The 16,009-nt window shown below is 63.3% G+C and carries 15 protein-coding genes; 9 read left to right on the top strand and 6 right to left on the bottom strand.

Translation table 11 applies throughout. The features are described from left to right. Positions 1-8: 8 nt before the first annotated feature. From QRN04_RS07890 to QRN04_RS07875, 4 genes are all read right to left on the bottom strand, one after another. The gene (locus QRN04_RS07890) at positions 9-785 is read right to left on the bottom strand and encodes an amino acid ABC transporter ATP-binding protein (RefSeq protein WP_284975463.1); all 777 of its coding nucleotides are present in this window, start codon (positions 783-785) and stop codon (positions 9-11) included. Beyond that, complete coding sequence (locus QRN04_RS07885) at positions 782-1,750, bottom strand: amino acid ABC transporter permease (RefSeq protein WP_284975462.1); 969 nt, start codon at positions 1,748-1,750, stop codon at positions 782-784. The genes QRN04_RS07890 and QRN04_RS07885 overlap by 4 nt, the downstream gene beginning before the upstream one ends. A gap of 35 nt (positions 1,751-1,785) precedes the next feature. After that, complete coding sequence (locus tag QRN04_RS07880) at positions 1,786-2,739, bottom strand: ABC transporter substrate-binding protein (protein ID WP_284975461.1); 954 nt, start codon at positions 2,737-2,739, stop codon at positions 1,786-1,788. A 196-nt stretch (positions 2,740-2,935) separates the two neighbouring features. Then, positions 2,936-4,273, bottom strand: a complete 1,338-nt coding sequence (locus QRN04_RS07875; RefSeq protein ID WP_284975460.1) for an isochorismate synthase — start codon at positions 4,271-4,273, stop codon at positions 2,936-2,938. Positions 4,274-4,364: 91 nt separating this feature from the next. Here QRN04_RS07875 and QRN04_RS07870 point away from each other — a divergent pair, with 91 nt between their 5' ends. The 4 genes from QRN04_RS07870 (at position 4,365) to QRN04_RS07855 (ending at position 8,974) form a co-directional block, all read left to right on the top strand. Beyond that, positions 4,365-5,126 carry a demethylmenaquinone methyltransferase gene (locus QRN04_RS07870; RefSeq protein ID WP_284975459.1) on the top strand — a complete coding sequence of 254 codons (762 nt, stop codon included), beginning with the start codon at positions 4,365-4,367 and terminating at the stop codon, positions 5,124-5,126. A 28-nt stretch (positions 5,127-5,154) separates the two neighbouring features. Next, entirely contained in the window at positions 5,155-6,498 is a 1,344-nt protein-coding gene (locus QRN04_RS07865; protein ID WP_284975458.1) for a geranylgeranyl reductase family protein, read from the top strand. 9 nt (positions 6,499-6,507) lie between these two features. Beyond that, the gene (locus QRN04_RS07860; RefSeq protein WP_284975457.1) at positions 6,508-7,611 is read left to right on the top strand and encodes a polyprenyl synthetase family protein; all 1,104 of its coding nucleotides are present in this window, start codon (positions 6,508-6,510) and stop codon (positions 7,609-7,611) included. Between the two features lie 508 nt (positions 7,612-8,119). After that, positions 8,120-8,974: a type IV toxin-antitoxin system AbiEi family antitoxin domain-containing protein gene (locus tag QRN04_RS07855; RefSeq protein WP_284975456.1), complete on the top strand. Its 855-nt coding sequence runs from the start codon at positions 8,120-8,122 to the stop codon at positions 8,972-8,974. 181 nt (positions 8,975-9,155) lie between these two features. Here the strand turns inward: QRN04_RS07855 and QRN04_RS07850 are convergent, their stop codons facing one another. Together QRN04_RS07850 and QRN04_RS07845 are read right to left on the bottom strand one after the other, a co-directional pair. Continuing rightward, a complete protein-coding gene (locus QRN04_RS07850; protein WP_284975455.1) occupies positions 9,156-9,578 on the bottom strand; it encodes a hypothetical protein in 423 nt (140 codons plus the stop codon). Between the two features lie 13 nt (positions 9,579-9,591). After that, positions 9,592-10,263, bottom strand: coding sequence for a trimeric intracellular cation channel family protein (locus QRN04_RS07845; protein WP_284975454.1), 672 nt, complete (start codon positions 10,261-10,263; stop codon positions 9,592-9,594). On the opposite strand from QRN04_RS07845, the gene QRN04_RS07840 reads away from it, so the two are divergent. From QRN04_RS07840 to QRN04_RS07820, 5 genes are all read left to right on the top strand, one after another. Then, positions 10,264-11,025, top strand: a complete 762-nt coding sequence (locus QRN04_RS07840; RefSeq protein WP_284975597.1) for a sirohydrochlorin chelatase — start codon at positions 10,264-10,266, stop codon at positions 11,023-11,025. Between the two features lie 100 nt (positions 11,026-11,125). After that, positions 11,126-12,868, top strand: coding sequence for a nitrite/sulfite reductase (locus QRN04_RS07835; protein ID WP_284975453.1), 1,743 nt, complete (start codon positions 11,126-11,128; stop codon positions 12,866-12,868). Next, positions 12,865-13,611: a phosphoadenylyl-sulfate reductase gene (locus tag QRN04_RS07830; protein ID WP_284975452.1), complete on the top strand. Its 747-nt coding sequence runs from the start codon at positions 12,865-12,867 to the stop codon at positions 13,609-13,611. The genes QRN04_RS07835 and QRN04_RS07830 overlap by 4 nt, the downstream gene beginning before the upstream one ends. After that, positions 13,608-14,567 (top strand): sulfate adenylyltransferase subunit CysD, encoded by a 960-nt coding sequence (gene cysD / locus QRN04_RS07825; protein WP_502868770.1) that lies wholly within the window; start codon positions 13,608-13,610, stop codon positions 14,565-14,567. Before QRN04_RS07830 ends, cysD begins: the two co-directional genes overlap by 4 nt. Then, positions 14,568-15,998, top strand: a complete 1,431-nt coding sequence (locus QRN04_RS07820; protein ID WP_284975450.1) for a sulfate adenylyltransferase subunit 1 — start codon at positions 14,568-14,570, stop codon at positions 15,996-15,998. Positions 15,999-16,009 lie beyond the last annotated feature (11 nt).

Raw genomic sequence — 16,009 nt, 5'->3', positions numbered from 1 at the left:
GCAGCGGGCTACAGAACGCGGCTCAGGAATTCCTTGGTCCGCGCGTGCTGGGGGTTGGCGATGATCTCCCGGGGGTCGCCGGATTCAACCACCACGCCGCCGTCCATGAAGGTGAGCCGGTCGCCCACTTCGCGGGCGAAGCCGATCTCGTGGGTTACCACGATCATGGTCATGCCGGACTTCGCGAGGTCCTTCATGACGTTCAGGACGTCGCCCACCAGCTCGGGGTCCAGTGCGGAGGTGGGCTCGTCGAAGAGCATCAGTTCCGGTTCCATGGCCAGGGCCCGCGCGATCGCGACGCGTTGCTGCTGGCCTCCTGAAAGCTGGCCGGGGTAGTGGTTGGCGCGGTCAGCCAGACCCACCCGGTCCAGGAGTTCAAGGGCCTGCTTTTTAGCGGCGCCCTTGTTCTTTCCCTTGACCTGCACGGGAGCTTCCATGACGTTGTACAGCGCTGTCTTGTGCGGGAACAGGTTGAAACGCTGGAACACCATGCCGATCTCCCGGCGCTGCGCAGCGATCTCCTTGACTTTCAGGTCGTGGAGGCGGCCGTTGACTTCGCGGTAGCCGATCAGTTGATCGCCCACGGAGATGCGTCCGGCGCTGATGCTCTCCAGGAGGTTCACGCAGCGGAGCATGGTGGATTTGCCGGAACCGGACGGCCCGATGACTACCGATACTTCGCCTTGGTTGACGGTCAGGTCAATGCCGCGGAGGACGTGGTGGGGGCCGAAGTACTTGTGAAGCCCTTCGATGCGCACCAGGGGTTTGTCGGTGGTGGTGCTCATTTTGCCTCATCCTCGGGGTCGTCCATCATCAAAGACGGTTCTGCTGCGGCGCTCGGTGCCATCGCGGCTGAAGCCTTCGCTGCTGCAGGGTTGATGACTGCAGGGGCCAGGTTGTCTACACCCTTGCCGTAGTAGGCCTCGATGTAGTGCTGGCCCACCATGAGCAGGCTGGTGATGACCAGGTACCAGATAGCGGCCACGATCAGCAGCGGCACCGGAAGGTAGATCCGGTTGGCCAACGCGTTGGTGGCGAACGTCAGGTCCAGGGTGAACGGCACGGCCAGGACCAGGGAGGTGGTCTTGAGCATGCCGATGGTCTCGTTGCCCGTCGGGGGGACGATGATGCGCATGGCTTGGGGCAGGATGATCCGCCACATGATTTTGGCGTTGCTCATGCCCAGGGCCTCGGCGGCTTCGGTCTGTCCCTTGTCCACGGACTTCAGGCCGGCACGGAAAATCTCCGCCAAGTACGCCGATTCGTTCAAGCCCAAGCCCAGGATCGCAGCCACAAGCGCGGTGATGACCGTGTTGGTGTCAACGCTGAACAGTTCGGGACCGAACGGCACCCCGGCACTGATCTTCGGGTAGAGAACTGCGACCAAGCCCCAGAACACCAACTGCGTGTACACAGGGGTTCCGCGGAAGAACCAGACCCAGAGCCATGCGGTGTAACGGAGAACCGGGTTGTCGGACTGGCGCATCACGGCGAGCAGGATCGCGAGGACGATCGCGATGACCATGGATGCCACGGTGAGCAGGAGCGTCCAACCGACGCCCTGCACCACCTTGGTGTCCAGGATGTACGTGCCCACAACGTCCCAGCGGAAGTTGGTGTTGGTGACCACGCTCTGGATCATCAAGGCCAGCAGGCCAAGGATGATAAGTGCGCTGACCCAGCGCCCCGGGTGCCTGACCGGGACCGAATCGTTCAGTACCGGGGCTTTGTGGCCTCCATGGTGGTCCATGTGTGCACCTGATTTGTGATCGGTGGCGGGAATACTCAAGACTTGGCCGCCGGGTTTACCTCGGAGGTGGTGAGGGCGCCTTCGGCGTTGCCCCAGCCGGCCAGGATCTTCTTGTAGGAACCGTCAGCCATGAGCTTGGTCAGCGTCTTTTGGATGAGGGCGGCGAGGGCGGTGTCGGACTTTGCCACGGCAATACCCTGGGGAGCGGCGTCGTAGACGTCACCGAGCTTTTCAAGCTGGCCGTTGGTCTGGGCCAAGGCGTAACCGATGATGGGGGAGTCCGCTGCCATGGCGTCGATGCTGCCGTTGACCAAGCGTGTGGTGACATCGGTCTGGTTCTTGAGGGTGACGATGTTGATGGCAGGCTTGCCGTCAGCTGCGCACTTCTTGTTGCGGCCCGAAAGGTCCGGGTCCTCCTGGGTAGTGCCGGTCTGGACGCCGATGGACTTGCCGCACACGTCATCGAGGGAGAACTTCTTCGGGTTGCCCTTCTGCACAGCCCAGGCGGTGCCGGCGTTGAAGTAGCTCACCATGTTGACGGCCTTGAGCCGCTCAGCGTTGATCGTGAAGGAAGAAATGCCGAGATCATACTTCGGGCCAAGGGCCGGGAGGATGCCGGTGAACTCAGCGGTCTGCACCTGGACCTTGAGGCCCAAGGTGGCACCGATCGCTTTGGCGATGTCGACGTCGTAACCCACCGGAGTCTGTCCATCGGCACCGAGGAACTCCGCCGGAGCGTAAGAGGTGTCCGAACCAACGGTCAGGGTTCCCTTGGACTTCAGGGCCGCAGGGACCATGGCCGCAAGGGAGTCGTCCTTGGTGATGGTGGTGGGATCGAAGCTTGCGTTGGCGCTACCGGAAGCCGAAGCGGCACTTGAAGGGCCAGCTTGCGAGGCATTGGTGCAGCCGGTCAGTGCCAGAGCACCGATTGCAATGACTGCAGCAGCCTTGAGCGTCGAAGTGACCGGAAGCGAACGGGATTTCTGCATTTTCTTACCTTTTGTTGCAGCGGATGCGAAACTAATCGGTTCATAGTGTAACGCCGAACGTGAGATGTGCGTCACAGAAAACTAAGTTTTACTATTGGATAACTAGCTTAGTGAAAAATCAAGACCCGCGGTGAGGCTATTGTCTCGCATTCCAGACAGTTCCGCAGGCCGGAGGCAGGCTCCGGTGGGGCGTACTTCAGCTGTTGATGCCCAGCGATTCGAGCATCGGACGGAATTTGGCCCACGTCTCGGCGAGTTCGGCCTCGGGAACAGAGCCTTCGACGATTCCGCATCCCGCATACAGCCGGACGCTGGTGGGGCTTTCGATGATGGCGCCGCGCAGGGCAATTCCCCATTCGCCGTTGCCCGCGGCATCGAGCCAACCTACGGGCCCTGCGTACGGGCCGCGGTCCATGTGTTCCAGTTCGCGGATCAGTTCACCTGCCACCAGCGTGGGTGTTCCACACACTGCGGCTGTGGGATGGAGGGCGTTAATAAGTGCCAGGCACGTGGGGACATGCCCTTCGACGTCGGCGAGTTCGGCCTTGACGTCTGAGGCCAGGTGCCACACGTTGGGCAGTTCCAGAATGAACGGTTCGCTGTGCGCGTTCATCGCCTCAGAGAAGGGGGCAAGCTGTTTTGTCAGTGATTGGATCGCAATCTCATGCTCGTGGCGTTGCTTCTCCGACCCTGCCAAGACGCGTTCCGCGTACTCCATGGGTGAGCCGTCAATGCCTTCAGCGTCGCGCCGATCCAACGTTCCGGCCAAGACGCGTGCTTGTGCGGTCCGGCCCTCCACCTGAATGAGCATTTCCGGGGTAGCACCCACCAATCCGTCCACGCCGTACGTCCAGCATTCGCGGTATCGGCTGGCTAACTGCTGCAGGACCTTGGCGGTTTTGACACCGTGAGGCAGGGTTGCCACGACGTCGCGCGCCAGCACCAACTTTTCCAGCTTGCCTGTGCGAATCTGCGCCACCCCGTCGGCGACCGCCTGCTTCCAGTCCGCTTCGCTGAGCGAACCGCTCGCCAGGGTGGCGGTACCGTCCGCAGTTACGGGTGACAGGTCCTCGAAGGGTGACGGTTCGTCGTCGTCGTCCAGGCCCGTGCGAAGCCAGCCCGCCAAAGCGGCCAGGGCTCCTGCCTCGGTGAGTTCGACGTCGTCAAGGGTCAGTTGGGTGAGCCAGGACTTCCCGTCCCGGATCCCGACCACGATTTCAGGAAGGACAAGGCCCGATTCGAACGCCGACGTCTTGGAGAAGGCAAAGGAGCCGAAGGCCACCGGGCCGGTGCCGGGCAGTTCCACGGCATCGGTGACGTCGGCCTCGATCACCAGGTGGCGCCACCAGATATCGGCCTCAAGGAAACGGTCAGGGCCTGAGGCTGTGAACCGCGCCAGCTCACCGAATCCCACCAGTCCGTTCTCCCGCCTGGACCAGCACAGGACGTCGTCCCGGACCAGAAACGACGGCAGCCCCCCGGAGGATGAATCAACATCGAGGGGGACTGTCAAAGTGCGGAGCGTGCTCGTCATGATGGAACTACACTACTCCCGGGTTCAGGAAGAACTTGCCCCTTCTTCTACAGCGCAGCAAAGTCCGCTCAATGTCTGAGACAATTGCAGGGTGAACCGAGCATCCTTGGAAAAGCGTCCGGACGAAGTTGCGACGATGTTTGATGATGTCGCGCCAAAATACGATGTCGTCAATGATGTCCTGTCCATGGGGCAGACACGGCGTTGGCGCCGGATCGTTGTGGACGCCATGGATGTCAAGGTGGGCCAAAAGGTACTGGACCTTGCTGCCGGAACGGGCACGTCCAGCGAACCCTACGCGGACGCCGGCGTAGACGTAGTGGCATGTGACTTTTCCCTCGGAATGCTCAAGGTGGGTAAGCGCCGCCGGCCCGACATCGACTTCATCGCCGGGGACGCGACGAACCTGCCGTTCGCGGACAACAGTTTCGATGCCTCCACCATCTCCTTCGGTTTGCGCAATGTCGTGGAACCCCGCAAGGCCCTGGAAGAGATGCTGCGCGTCACCAAGCCCGGCGGCCGGCTGGTCATCGCCGAGTTCTCCCATCCAGTGGTTCCGCTCTGGCGCAACTTGTACACCGAATACCTGATGCGTGCGCTGCCGGCCATCGCAACCAAGGTGTCCTCCAACCCGGATGCCTACGTTTACCTTGCCGAATCCATCCGCGCCTGGCCGGACCAGGACAACCTCGCCCAATGGCTCAGTGACGCCGGCTGGACGGACATTACGTACCGCAACCTCAGTGGCGGAATCGTTGCCGTGCACCGGGCGCAGAAGCCTGCCGAGCATCGTGAAAGCGTTCCGGTGGCCAAACTGCGCCGCCACATCAAGCCGCGCCACCAGGCCGGATGACTTTTTTCGCCTGCTGATTTAGGACGACGTGAAAGTACTGATTGTTGGCGCCGGGCCAGCCGGCTCCACCGCTGCGTATTACCTCGCGACGGCCGGCATAGATGTCACCGTGCTGGAGAAGACCGCTTTTCCCCGTGAAAAGGTCTGCGGAGACGGCCTCACGCCGCGCGCGGTCCGCGAGATCCAAAAGCTCGGGCTGCCCCATGCCGTGGAGCAGGGGTGGCGCCGGAACAAGGGCCTGCGCCTGATTGCCGGCGGCCGCACCATCGAACTGCCGTGGCCGGAAGTCGCCGACTTTCCCACGTATGGCCTGATCCGCACCCGTCTCGGTTTCGACGAGTCACTGGCCCGCCACGCCCAGGCCGCGGGCGCCGTCGTGCTTGAACACCACAGCGTGACCACGGCCTTGCAGGATGAAGACGGCAGGGTGATCGGTGCCCGTGCTGCAATCCTCGATGAGTCCGGACGTAAGACGGGGCAAACGCGGGACTTCCATGCCGACGTCGTACTCGCCGCAGACGGAAACTCAACCCGGACCGCAGTGTCGCTCGGGATGCAAAAACGTGATGACCGCCCGCTGGGCGTGGCCGTCCGCACCTACTTCACGTCGCCCCGGCATGAGGACGACTGGATGGAAGGGTGGCTTGAGCTTCCTGGAAAGTCCGGGAAACCGCTGCCCGGCTACGGCTGGGTGTTCGGCGTGGGCGATGGCACATCCAATGTGGGCCTCGGCATCCTGAACTCCTCCAAGGAATTCGGCAAGCTCGACTACAAGCAGGTCCTGCGCGAATGGACCGCCGGAATGCCCCCTGAATGGGGCTTCACCCCCGGGAACCAAGTGGGGGAGATCCGCGGCGCTGCGCTGCCCATGGGCTTCAACCGCACGCCGCATTACTCGCCCGGGCTGCTGCTGCTAGGCGATGCCGGCGGCATGGTGTCACCGTTCAACGGCGAAGGCATCTCCTACGCGATGGAATCGGCCCGGTTCGCGGCAGAGTTCATCATTGACGCTTCCTCCCGCTCGGCGTCGGCCGGTTGGACCACGCACGACGCCGATGCGCACCTTGCGCGGTACGCGGACTACGTGCGGGGCCAATGGGGATCGCACTTTACGTTGGGCCGGCTCTTCGCGTCCCTCATTGGTAAGCCCGCGGTGATGAAGCTTGCGCTGCGCACGGGCATGCCCATTCCTGTGTTGATGCGCTTTGTGGTGCGCATGCTCGCCAACCTCACGGACCCTTCCGCAAAGGGCTTCGAAGACCGGGTCATCAGGGTTCTTGAGCTACTGGTGCCGCCCACCTCCAATACCTCTTCAGCCCGCTCTTTTCAGGCAGCCGGCTCCGACACCGCGGTTTCCGCAACAACTAGTTAGGGTTAAGCCGTGACGAATTCTGCCGAACACAGCTGGACGCATGCCGGGCACGGCCTGCCCGAGTCCAACGAGCCTTCCCTCAACACCACTGCGATTGCCACGGGCCTCCAGCTACCCGCGGGTTTTGCCGCCATCGCCGGGGATGCCGAGCTTGGTCCGGCTATCACCACCAACCTTGCACGGGTGGAAAAGAAGCTCCGCGAAGCCATCTCCAACTCCGACCCCCTGGCTGATGCAACGTCGCGTCACCTGGTGGAAGCCGGCGGCAAACGCATCCGTCCACTGTTGACCTTGCTCTGCGCACACCTCGGCGATGCCTCGCGTCCCGAGGTAGTCCAGGCCGCCGTCGTGGTTGAACTGACCCATCTGGCCACGCTCTACCACGACGACGTGATGGACTCCGCGCCGTTCCGTCGCGGCGCTCCCACTGCCCATGAAGTGTGGGGCAACTCGGTGGCCATCCTCACCGGAGACCTCATCTTTGCCCGCGCGTCGATTCTGGTGTCCGAGCTCGGATCCCGCGCGCTCGGCATCCAGGCCCGGACCTTCGAGCGGCTGTGCCTGGGCCAACTGCATGAAACCGTTGGCCCGCGTGAAGACGAAGATCCCGTGGACCACTACCTGTCCGTCATCGCAGACAAGACGGGTTCGCTGGTCGCTGCCTCTGGACAGCTGGGTGCGATCTTCGCCGGGGCCGATCCTGACTTCGAAGACCTGCTGGTGGAGTACGGGGAAAAGGTAGGCGTGGCCTTCCAACTCGCCGACGACGTCATCGACGTCACCGGTGTGAAGGTCAAGTCCGGTAAATCCCCGGGCACCGACCTTCGCGAAGGAGTGCCAACTTTGCCTGTCCTGCTGCTGCGTCGCGATGCCGCCGCGGGGGATGCCTCGGCAACTGCGCTCTTGGGACTGATCGATGGCGACCTGTCCTCCGATGAGGCTCTGGCCGAAGCGGTGGCTGGTTTGCGCGAGCACCCCGTCACCCAGGAGTCTTGGAAGATTGCCCGCCAGTGGTCCGCCGAGGCCGTCGCCGCTTTGGCGCCGTTGCCGGAGGGCGTTGTCAAAGCGTCGTTGACCAACTTTGCGCACGCAGTGGTGGACCGGAGCAGCTAGCCCCCTTTTTCTCGCGGCTTTGACGCGACAGGCGTCCGGACCCACCATGGGCCGGGCGCCTGTCTTGTGTGTGTAAGTATCCGGGGTCCTTTGGGCCGGACCTGTCTTTTGGTGGCGCCTCTTTTGATGGCGCTTCCCTTGATGGCGCTTAAACGAAATGGCCCCGGGTCGCTGCAACGTTACGAGTCATACGCTGCACCGAACCGGGACCACAATCTCCGTTCGCATCAGAACCACCGGAGGCATTTAGTGGATCCGTGAAAAGCTTATGACAGTCCTGTCACATATGCAACTCACTGGGTCAACAATTCTTTCGCTGCCGCAGGGGGTTTACGCAAAGCGCAAATCCTCCGCCACCAACTTTGAATTTCGAATGCCAGGGACACGCCGCACCAGGGTGTGTCGCAGCCTGGTGGGCCGTCAAAGTTGGTGGTGGAGGTACACGGCGGTTGTCCACATACGATGATTCGCGTCCCCGTCTGGCTGCTCAGGACCCAAGCCTTGGCATATGGACATCACACAATTCCTGCGTAGTCGGCACGGCGCTGCCACTATGGACTCGCTGCGAAGAGCGGGATTCACTCGGCGGACCGTGGCAGCCGCGTTGGAGGCAGGTTTAATTCTTCGGCTGCATCGCGGCGTGTACGTAGTTGAAGGCGCAGCGCCCGACCTCGTTGCTGCTTTTAGGGCGGACGGCTTGATCACGTGCCTTTCCGCGGCACGCTTTTACGGACTGTGGACCTTGCGCGGGGACGAAGAGCTGCACCTCAGCTGCAGTACCGGCAAGAAGCGGCGGCACGTGATCCATCATGGAGCATGCCTACACCCGCGCCACCCATACATGCCCGTCGCCGGGGTGGCCGATGTCTTACTGCACGCCCTCAGGTGTCTTCCGGAGCTGGAAGCACTCGTGATGGTGCAGAGCGCCGTCACCCGGGCACTCCTGTCGACGGAATTCCTGAAGTCCAAGCTGCCGGGCAACAGGAATGGCAGGATCCGAAAAACCCTGGACCTGGTCCTGCCCCGGGCCGACTCCCTCTTGGAAGTGCTGGCCCACGCCCACTTTGCAAGGGCGGGGCTGCGGGTGCGCATGCATGTGCCATTACCCGGGGTGGGGGAGGTGGACTGCCTGGTCAACGAATGCCTGGTGGTTGAACTCGACGGCGGCACGCACCTTGAGGGGAAACAGGTTAAGAAGGACCAGTACAGGAATAACGCGGGCCTACGCGGCGGCCTGCTGACCCTACGCTACTACTACGCCGACGTCGTTCATCATCCTGAGCGGATGGTTGCTGAGGTCCTCGCAGTTCTCCGCAACAGGGAGGGTTCACGCTACGCGCCTAGGTGGGTTCCGCCGTCGTAATTCCCCTGCTTCCTGTACCGCCACCACCAACTTTGGCCATAAACTGCCGGCGACACGCACCCTGAACCGCGCGTCGGGGCCCGGTCAAAATGAAAGTGGGTGGTGGCCGTACAAGGGCCCCCAGCAAAACAGCCCCTGGCAACCCGGTAAGGGCGCGCAGGGGCTGCTGAAAAAGTGAAACTTAGTCTTCGTCGTTGAACGCCCACTCGAACATGTCGAACACGAATTCCGAGAACGTTCCTTCTTCGCTCTTCCACTGGCCACGGGCGTTGTTGCGCCGCCAAACGATAGGGTCCGGGATGCTGAGATCGGCGGTGCGGAAGCCCCAGGTGAATTGCTCGTCCTCGTCCTCGAGGAACATCAGGAAGCCTTCGTCGTCCACCTCGAGCTCTTCGGGGTCCCAGAAGTAGTGGTAAGCCTCCATTAGATCCTCGCAGCCACCCAAGGCCTGGTAAAACTCGCGCAAAACCAAGGGGATGGTGAAGGAGTGTTCGGCGAGGGCGTCATCGAGTTCGTCCGGCGTCAGGCCGTCTTCTTCCTGCCATTCATCCTCGAGATACTTTGGGACCAGCGCGCGGAACTTCTCGAGGAACATGTCAGTCATGCTCTTATCCTAGCTAATCCCGGGCACCCGAAATTGCGCTGGGACCGCTGCCGGTGCGGTGCCATCCACGGACAGCCAACGGCACATACCAACTGCGTCGCCAGGCCGTGACGCGGAAAGCGAAGACGACGGCGGCCACGGCGCAAGCGGTCACTCCGCTGAAGAGGCCCAGATGCCACAACAACGTGGTCAAGCCGGCGCCCACAAAGGCAGGCAACGCGTAGATGTCCCGGTTGTTGAACAAGGTAGGAATCTCGTTGGCCGTGATGTCGCGCAGCATGCCGCCACCCACCGCCGTGGTCACGCCCAGCAGGATCGCGGCGACAGGATTCATGCCGGCGGTCAGCGCCTTGAGCGTCCCGGTGATGCAGAACAGGGCCAACCCGCCGGCGTCGAACAGGGTCAAAAGGGATGTAAACCGCTGGACGGAGGAGAACAGGAAGTAGACGAGCATCGCGGCGAGAAGGGGCGGGGCCAGGTACGCAGGGTTGGTGAAGGCAATTGGCGGCCCGGCATTGAGAATGATGTCCCGGATCACGCCGCCGCCCAGCGACACGAGGGATGCCAACAACACCGAGCCCACGATGTCGAATTGTTTGCGCGCGGCAAGCAGGGAACCGGACACCGCAAAGAAGAAGACGCCGACCAAGTCGAGCCACAGAAGGACAATGTCAATGGGAATCAACTGAACGGGTTCTTTCTGGGTGCGGCTCTGAACAGATGCTTGCTCAACGTTACGCTAGCTCCCATGAACAGCCCCGTTTTGATCGCCTGCGCCCACGGAACCCGGAACGCCGCCGGCCAAGCCGCCATCCGTCAGGTCATGGCGGAGATTGAGGCCGCGCGCCCCGGTTTGAAGGTCCTGGAGGCCTACGTGGACGTGCAGGAACCGGAGTTGTCTGCCGTGGTGGCGACCCTGCCCGAGGGGACTGCCGCCGTCGTCGTGCCGCTTCTGCTGTCTACCGGCTTCCACGTCAAAGTGGACGTCCCCAAGGCGATTTCGGGCCGCCCGGAAGTCGTTGCCGCCAGGCCGTTGGGTCCGGACCCGCGCTTGGCCGAGCTGCTCGCCAGCCACCTGCGCGCTGCCGGCCTGGGGGAGAACGACGGCGTGCTGCTGGCTGCCGCCGGATCGTCACTTCCCGACGGCTCGGTGGACTCGGAGGAGCAAGGACGGCTCCTGGCCAAGCTGCTGCCCAACAAGGTCCGCGTCGCCTATGGTGCCAGTGCCCAGCCAACAGTGCCCGACGGCGTCGCAGCCTTGCGTGCCGAACTCGCCGCCGACGGTACAACGGGCAGGGTCTTCATCGCGTCCTACCTCCTGGCAACAGGCTATTTCCACGATCAGTTGGCCAAGGCCGGCGCCGACGTCGTGACTGCTCCGCTGCTGCCCTCACTGATGTTGTCGGAGATCGCGCTGGAACGGTTTGACGCGGTGGTCAATTCGTAAATGCAAGGACTCCGGCGCGTTCATGACGAAATGTTTCCCTAGGTGACTTAGCGTTTCCGGACCTTTGCTGACGAAATCTGGCCGCACCTACAGTCGATGCATGACAGATACAGCTGTAGCCGGTGCGTCGGCGGACACCGCGGTCCCGTCCCGCCCGGCGCGCACCCGTCCCGCCGCCAAGCCCCACGGCCAGTGGAAGGTTGATGGGACCACGCCCCTCAATGCCAACGAAACCTGGAAACAGGACGATAACGGGCTGAACGTCCGTGAACGCATTGAATCTGTCTACTCCAAAGAGGGCTTCGACTCCATTGAAGGCACCGATCTGCACGGGCGCTTCCGCTGGTGGGGCCTTTACACGCAACGCAAGCCCGGGATCGACGGCGGCAAGACCGCAACGCTTGAACCGCACGAGCTCGAAGACAAGTACTTCATGCTGCGTGTGCGCATTGACGGCGGCGCGCTGACCACTGAGCAGCTTCGTGTCATCGGCCAAATTTCCGTGGACTTTGCCCGCGGCTCTGCAGACCTGACTGACCGCCAAAACATCCAGCTGCACTGGATCCGGGTTGAGGATGTGCCGGAGATCTGGCGCCGCCTGGAATCGATCGGGCTGTCCACCACCGAGGCTTGCGGCGATGTTCCCCGCGTCATCCTGGGGTCGCCGGTTGCCGGGATCGCCAAGGACGAGATCATCGATCCGACGCCGATCATCAACGAACTCGCCGAGCGCTTCATCGGCGATCCTGAGCTGGCTAACCTGCCTCGCAAGTACAAGACGGCCATCACCGGGCACCCGTCTCAGGACGTGGTGCACGAGATCAACGACTTCGCCTTGGTGGGCGTCATCCACCCGGAACTCGGTGCCGGCTACGACCTCTGGGTTGGCGGCGGCCTCTCCACCAACCCGCGCCTGGCGGAACGGCTGGGCGTGTTTGTTTCGGCCGACGTCGCCGCTGAAGTGTGGCTCGGAGTCACCAGCATCTTCCGCGACTACGGCTACCGCCGCATGCGCACCAAAGCACGCCTGAAGTTCCTCATGAACGACTGGGGGCCGGCCAAGTTCCGCCAGATCCTTGAAGACGAATACCTCGGTTTCAAGCTTCCTGATGGCCCGGCCGCTCCCAAGCCCACGTCTCCCGGTGACCACATCGGCGTCCATGAGCAGAAGGACGGCAAGTTCTTCATCGGCGTGACGCCCACCGTGGGACGGACGTCCGGCGAGGCCCTGGTCACGCTCGCCGATACCTTGGAAAAGCACGGTTCCTACCGCCTGCGCACTACTCCCCACCAGAAGCTCGTCATCCTTGACGTGGCCAAAGAGCAGGTGGAACCGCTTGTCGCCGAGTTGGACACCTTGGGCCTCTCGGCCAGGCCTTCTGTGTTCCGTCGCGGCACCATCGCGTGCACCGGCATCGAGTTCTGCAAGCTGGCCATCGTGGAAACCAAGGTCACGGCGGCAACTGCCATTGCTGAACTGGAACGCCGGCTCGCCGATCTCGTGGAGACCAAGCAACTGCCCCAGGCACTGTCCCTCCACATCAACGGTTGCCCGAACTCCTGCGCTCGTATCCAGACCGCTGACATCGGCCTCAAGGGCATGATGCTGCCGACGCCCGACGGCGACCCCACCCCGGGTTTCCAGGTCCACCTCGGTGGTGGGCTGGCCAACAACGAGCGCGAGGAAGCCGGCCTGGGACGTACCGTCCGCGGCCTCAAGGTCACAGTGGAAAACCTGCCCGACTATGTGGAGCGCGTTGTCCGCAAGTTCGTGGCCGACGGCGCCGAGGGCCAGACCTTCGCGGAGTGGGCACTCGCAGCAGATGAAGGAGACCTTCAGTGACCGCTTCCCGGGCCGTCGCCCCGACTCCGGCACCCCGGCCCGCACTGCGTTCGCACGAGGAGCTCAAGGCCTTGGCCGAAGCCGGCGCCGCGGAGCTGGGCTGGAACGCCCCGGCGAGGGACGTCATCGCGTGGGTTGCCCGCAACTTCGAGCTGCCCGCGGTGACCGTCGCGTGCTCCATGGCCGACGCCGTCCTGCCCGCCTTGGTCGCGGACCAGCTTCCCGGCGTCGACGTCTTGTTCCTGGACACGGGCTACCACTTCAAGGAAACGTACGAGACCCGCAACGAAGTTGCGGCGAACCTGCGCGTCAACGTGGTGGACGTCCTTCCCGAGACCACGGTTGAACAGCAGGACCGCCTGTTGGGCAAGGACTTGTTCGCCCGCGATGCCGCCCAGTGCTGCGCGCTCCGGAAGGTGCAGCCGCTCCGCCGGTCGCTTTCCGGCTACGAGGCCTGGTTCACCGGTGTCCGCCGCGATGAAGCCCCCACCCGTACCAACACTCCGGTGGTTACTTGGGACGAGGGCTTCGGCCTGGTCAAAGTGAACCCAATGGTCGACTGGACGTTTGACCAGTTGGTGGAGTACTCCGAGGACAACATCCTTCCCGTCAACCCCCTCCTGAGCCAGGGCTACCCGTCCATCGGCTGCCAGCCCTGCACCCGCAAAGTGGCCCCGGGCGAAGATCCCCGCGCAGGCCGATGGGCAGGATCCGACAAGACAGAATGCGGACTACACACATGAGCACCCAAACAACCAATGCGCCCACTCCCGGGGCGGTAGCTGCTGCTGCGGCTCTGCAGTCGACTCGCCTGAGCAGTCTGGACACGCTCGAGTCCGAGGCCATTCATATTATCCGTGAGGTGGTCGCCGAGTTCGAGAAGCCTGCGCTGCTGTTCTCCGGCGGCAAGGACTCCGTGGTCATGCTGCATCTGGCCACCAAGGCATTCTGGCCGGGCAAGGTGCCTTTCCCTGTTCTGCACGTGGACACTGGCCACAACTTCCCCGAAGTTATCGACTTCCGTGACCGCACAGTGGAGCGCCTCGGCCTGAAACTGGTGGTCGGCTCGGTGCAGGAATTCATCGACCGCGGCGAGTTGGCCGAGCGTGCCGATGGCACCCGCAACCCGCTGCAGACCGTTCCGTTGCTGGACGCCATCCAGCGGAACAGGTTCGACTCTGTGTTCGGTGGTGGTCGTCGGGATGAGGACAAAGCCCGCGCCAAGGAGCGCATCCTGAGCCTCCGCGACGAGTTCGGCCAGTGGGATCCGCGCAACCAGCGGCCCGAGCTGTGGAACCTGTACAACGGCCGCCACACCGTGGGCCAGCACGTCCGGGCGTTTCCCATCAGCAACTGGACCGAGCTGGACATCTGGCGGTACATCGAACGCGAGAACATCGAGCTCCCCGGTCTGTACTACGCGCACGAGCGTGACGTCTTTGCCCGTGATGGCATGTGGCGCGCAGTCGGCGAAGTTTCACAGCCGCGCCCGGACGAGGAAGTCATCACCAAACTGGTGCGCTACCGCACGGTCGGTGACATGTCCTGCACCGGTGCCGTCGAGTCCGACGCCCGCACCGTGGCCGACGTCGTTGTTGAAGTCGCTGCCTCCACCCTGACCGAACGTGGCGCCACCCGAGCAGATGACCGCATCTCCGAGGCCGCCATGGAAGACCGCAAGAAGGACGGCTACTTCTAAATGAGCACCGAAACTTTGGCTGCCGGGCTGGAAACAGCCCTGCCCACCACCCTTTTCCGCTTCGCCACCGCCGGATCGGTCGACGACGGCAAGTCCACTTTGGTGGGCCGGCTCCTTCACGATTCCAAGGCGATCCTTGCCGACACGCTCGACGCCGTTGCCCGCACCTCAGCGGACCGCGGTTTCGGCGGCGAGAACGCCACCGGAACAAGGGCGATCGACCTTGCCCTCCTCACCGACGGCCTCCGTGCCGAGCGCGAGCAGGGCATCACTATCGACGTCGCCTACCGCTACTTCGCCACGGACCGCCGCAGCTTCATCCTGGCGGACTGCCCCGGCCACGTTCAGTACACCAAGAACACGGTGACAGGCGCGTCCACCGCGGATGCCGTCGTCGTGCTCATTGACGCCCGCAAGGGCGTGTTGGAGCAGACCCGTCGGCACCTTTCGGTGTTGCAGCTGCTCCGCGTTGCCCACGTGATTGTGGCCGTGAACAAGATCGACCTGGTGGACTTCAGCGAGCAGGTGTTCCGCGACATCGAAGCGGACGTGCAGAAGGTGGCCCGTGAGCTTGGCTTGGGCCGTGAACATTCAAATGCGAGCGGTGTGACGGATCTGTTTGTGGTGCCCGTTTCGGCGCTGGACGGCGACAACGTTGTGGACCGCTCAGAGCGCACCCCTTGGTACAGCGGCCCAGCGTTGCTGGAGGTCCTCGAAACCCTTCCTGCGGCCGACGAGCTCGAGGCCGACCTGGAGAGCTTCCGCTTCCCGGTGCAGCTGGTGATCCGTCCCCAAGGCGCCTTGGCTCCTGACGCCGTCGCAGCCGGGCTCGACGTCGAGGCGTACCGCGATTACCGTGCCTACGCAGGCCAGATCACTGAGGGCTCGGTCAAGCTCGGAGATGAAGTCACCGTCCTGACCCCGGGCCATGAACCGCGCACGACGTCGGTGATCGGCATTGATTTCGCCGGCGGCTCCCTCCAGGAAGCTGCTGCTCCGCAGTCCGTCGCCATCCGCTTGGCCGACGAGATCGACGTCGCCCGTGGTGACACCATTGCCGCGGCGGGCACTGTCCGCGAAAGCACCGCGGACCTGTATGCCTCGCTCTGCTGGCTCTCGCCCAAGCCCCTACGCGAAGGCCAGAAAGTTTTGGTGAAGCACGGCACCCGTACCGTGCAGGCGTTGGTCCGTGCAGTGAGCGGCAAGCTGGATTTGGCCACCTTCAACGTGGAACCCGCGTCCAGCTTGGAGCTCAACGACATCGGACACGCCCAGCTGCGGCTCTCTGCTGCGCTGCCGTTGGAGAACTACCTGCATCACCGCCGCACCGGGGCGTTCCTGGTGATCGACCCGTTGGACGGCAACACGTTGGCCGCAGGCCTGGTGAAGGACCATCCCGGGGACCACGAAGACGAACGTTATGTCATCTAGGGTCCGTACGT

Origin of the sequence: Arthrobacter sp. efr-133-TYG-104 (genome assembly GCF_030208915.1) — a bacterium.
Taxonomy (GTDB): Bacteria; Actinomycetota; Actinomycetes; order Actinomycetales; family Micrococcaceae; genus Arthrobacter.
The sequence above is the reverse complement of the archived record's forward strand: the minus strand, read 5'-3'. Positions and strand labels throughout refer to the sequence as shown.

Excerpts from the sequence above, each read along its gene's own strand:
- QRN04_RS07875 (WP_284975460.1), bottom strand. The coding sequence starts at position 4,273 with ATGACGAGCACGCTCCGCACTTTGACAGTCCCCCTCGATGTTGATTCA.
- QRN04_RS07820 (WP_284975450.1), top strand. The coding sequence starts at position 14,568 with ATGAGCACCGAAACTTTGGCTGCCGGGCTGGAAACAGCCCTGCCCACC.
- QRN04_RS07890 (WP_284975463.1), bottom strand. The coding sequence starts at position 785 with ATGAGCACCACCACCGACAAACCCCTGGTGCGCATCGAAGGGCTTCAC.
- QRN04_RS07880 (WP_284975461.1), bottom strand. The coding sequence starts at position 2,739 with ATGCAGAAATCCCGTTCGCTTCCGGTCACTTCGACGCTCAAGGCTGCT.
- QRN04_RS07850 (WP_284975455.1), bottom strand. The coding sequence starts at position 9,578 with ATGACTGACATGTTCCTCGAGAAGTTCCGCGCGCTGGTCCCAAAGTAT.
- cysD (WP_502868770.1), top strand. The coding sequence starts at position 13,608 with ATGAGCACCCAAACAACCAATGCGCCCACTCCCGGGGCGGTAGCTGCT.
- QRN04_RS07855 (WP_284975456.1), top strand. The coding sequence starts at position 8,120 with ATGGACATCACACAATTCCTGCGTAGTCGGCACGGCGCTGCCACTATG.
- QRN04_RS07885 (WP_284975462.1), bottom strand. The coding sequence starts at position 1,750 with ATGGACCACCATGGAGGCCACAAAGCCCCGGTACTGAACGATTCGGTC.
- QRN04_RS07835 (WP_284975453.1), top strand. The coding sequence starts at position 11,126 with ATGACAGATACAGCTGTAGCCGGTGCGTCGGCGGACACCGCGGTCCCG.